Genomic DNA, 2,769 nt, shown 5'->3' on the forward strand with positions numbered 1-2,769 from the left:
ATATTGAATTTAGTTCATAGACAGATTACGTTATCGATAGTAGATGCGCTGAAGGAGTTTGATATTCCTATATTTTTTACTATGCACGATCTAATCTGTGTATGTCCAAATTACACTATGCTGTCTAGTGATGGAATTTGCGAGAAATGTTTAAATAAAAAGTATATAAATTGTATAAAGCAAAAATGTATAAAAAATTCGACTGCGAAAAGTGCGCTTGGGTTTATAGAGGCTCATTACTTGAAGTTTAAGAAGGTATATGATGATATAGATATGTACATAGCGCCTTCTGATTTTTATAGAAGGAAGTTAATCGAAGGTGATTTTACTAAAAAGGATATCGTACATAGGAAAAACCCGCTGCCTGTAGGTACTGAGTATAGATTGCCAGATGAGGTCTGTGATTATATTCTTTATTTCGGTAGACTTAGCAGGGAAAAGGGCGTGTTGACGCTTTTTAAGGCTGTTGAGAAATTAGAAAATGTGACTCTTAAGGTGCTGGGAGCAGGGCCAGAGGAGCAGGAGCTCAGAGATTATATCAGAGAAAATAATTTAGCTGATAAGATAGAGCTGCTTGGATTTAAGACTGGCAAGGAACTAGAGTCTATAGTTGAAAAGAGTAGATGTGTAGTGGTACCTTCTGAATGGTATGAAAACGGACCTTATTCAGTTATGGAGGCTATGGCAAAGGGAAGACCTATAATCGCAAGTGACTTAGGAGGATTGAAGGAGCTTGTCGAGGAGGGCGTAACAGGATATATATTTAAGGCTACAGATGTAGACGAGCTTGCAGGTAAGATAGAGCTAATTATGAATTTAAGTGAAGATGAATATACGAAGCTTTGTCAAAATAGCTTGGAATTTGCAAAGAGCGAGTTTGACCCGATAAGCTATGCAAATTGGATAGTTGAGAAATATAAATTATATAGAAAGAAGGATTAAAATGGGGAAGAGATATCTTTATGGAACTGTAATAGTTACGTATCGCTGTAATGCACATTGCAATATGTGTGATTGTTATAAGGACCCTACTAAGCCTAGTGAGGAGATAACCTTAGATACGATAAAGAAGCTTCCAGAGATGGAGTTTACGAATATAACAGGGGGAGAGCCTTTTATAAGAAAGGACTTGCCCGATATAGTTAGGGAGCTTTATAAAAAGACTAATAGGATAGTAATATCTACAAACGGATATTTCAAAGATAGAATTATCGAGCTGTGTAAAGAGTTTCCTCAGGTGGGGATAAGAATAAGTATAGAGGGGCTTCAGGAGACTAACGATAAAATCAGGGGTATTCCAGATGGATTTAATAGAGGATATGGAGCGCTGAAGACTCTTGTAGAAATGGGGCACAAGGATGTCGGCTTTGGGATGACTGTTCAGGATATGAACTGCGAGGATTTAGTACCTCTATACGATATATCTAATGAGTTGGGAATGGAATTTGCTACAGCTACACTTCACAATTCGTTTTATTTTAGAAAAACAGACAATAAAATAGACGACAAATTAAAGGTCGCTCAAAATTTTGAAAAGCTTATAAATGAATTGCTTAAATCATCATCACCTAAGAAATGGTTTAGAGCTTATTTCAACCATGGTCTTATAAATTATATCTACGGTCAGGATAGACTTCTGCCTTGCGATATGTCTAAAAACGCGTTTTTCATAGATCCATTTGGAGATGTAATCCCATGTAATGGTATGGCGAAAAAGGCTGTAATGGGTAATTTAGTAGAGCAAACATGGGACGAGCTACGGAATTCAGAGCAGGCCGACAAGGTAAGATGTCAGACTAAAAACTGCGACAGACAATGTTGGATGATAGGTAGCGCATCTCCTGCAATGCACAAATATATCTGGGTGCCTGCATGGTGGGTGTTCAAGCACAAATTCATAAAAAGAGGATATTCTATTTATGAAAATGATTTTATCAAGAAGTAATAGTTAGGGGTTATTCCGATATGAAAATAGCAATGATTGGTCACAAGAGGATTCCCTCTAGAGAGGGAGGAGTAGAAATAGTAGTCGAGCAGCTATCTACACGTATGGTCAAAAAAAATCACAGCGTGGATGCGTACAGTAGAAGCTCTAAAAAATTCGAAAAAATAAAGGAATTCAAGGGCGTCAAAATTATAAACGTACCTACTGTAGATAAAAAGAGCTTGAATGCACTGATATATTCTTTTTTAGCGACTATAAAGGCTGTGTTCAATAGATATGACGTCATACATTACCATGCGTTGGGACCTTCTGTGATGCTTTTGATACCACATATATTAGGCATTAAGACCGTGGCTACTGTCCATGGACTAGACTGGCAGAGAAGTAAATGGGGAGGATTCGCGACTAAGTATTTGATGCTTGGAGAAAAAATTATCGCAAAATACGCAGATGAGGTAATTGTTTTGTCTGAAAATGTGCAAAAGTATTTTAAGAATACATATAATAGGGACACTACTTATATACAAAACGGCGTCGATATACCGAGTCATGTCAGTGCAGATATTATAAAAAGCAGGTATGGATTAAATGGCGATGACTATGTTTTGTACCTAGGTAGGATTGTGCCAGAAAAGGGCGTACACTATTTGCTTGAGGCGTTTAAAAATATAGACACCGATAAAAAATTAGTAATAGCAGGTGGAAGTAGTCATACAGATGAGTATTATGAAAAGATCGAGGGCATGGCTAAGCAGGACTCTAGAGTTGTGATGACTGGGTTTGTTCAGGGTCAGCTTTTAGAGGAATTGTTTAGTAATTGCAGT

The 2,769-nt window shown here is 37.3% G+C and carries 3 protein-coding genes; all 3 read left to right on the top strand.

The window, feature by feature from the left end; translation table 11 throughout:
• A partial coding sequence (locus tag MR593_RS08335) for a glycosyltransferase (RefSeq protein WP_290691812.1) occupies positions 1-942 on the top strand: 942 nt, incomplete at its 5' end.
• 1 nt (position 943) lies between these two features.
• Entirely contained in the window at positions 944-1,945 is a 1,002-nt protein-coding gene (locus MR593_RS08340) for a radical SAM protein (RefSeq protein WP_290691814.1), read from the top strand.
• A gap of 20 nt (positions 1,946-1,965) precedes the next feature.
• A partial coding sequence (locus tag MR593_RS08345; RefSeq protein ID WP_290691816.1) for a glycosyltransferase family 4 protein occupies positions 1,966-2,769 on the top strand: 804 nt, incomplete at its 3' end.

Source organism: Intestinibacter sp., from assembly GCF_022780145.1.
Taxonomy (GTDB): domain Bacteria; phylum Bacillota; class Clostridia; order Peptostreptococcales; family Peptostreptococcaceae; genus Intestinibacter.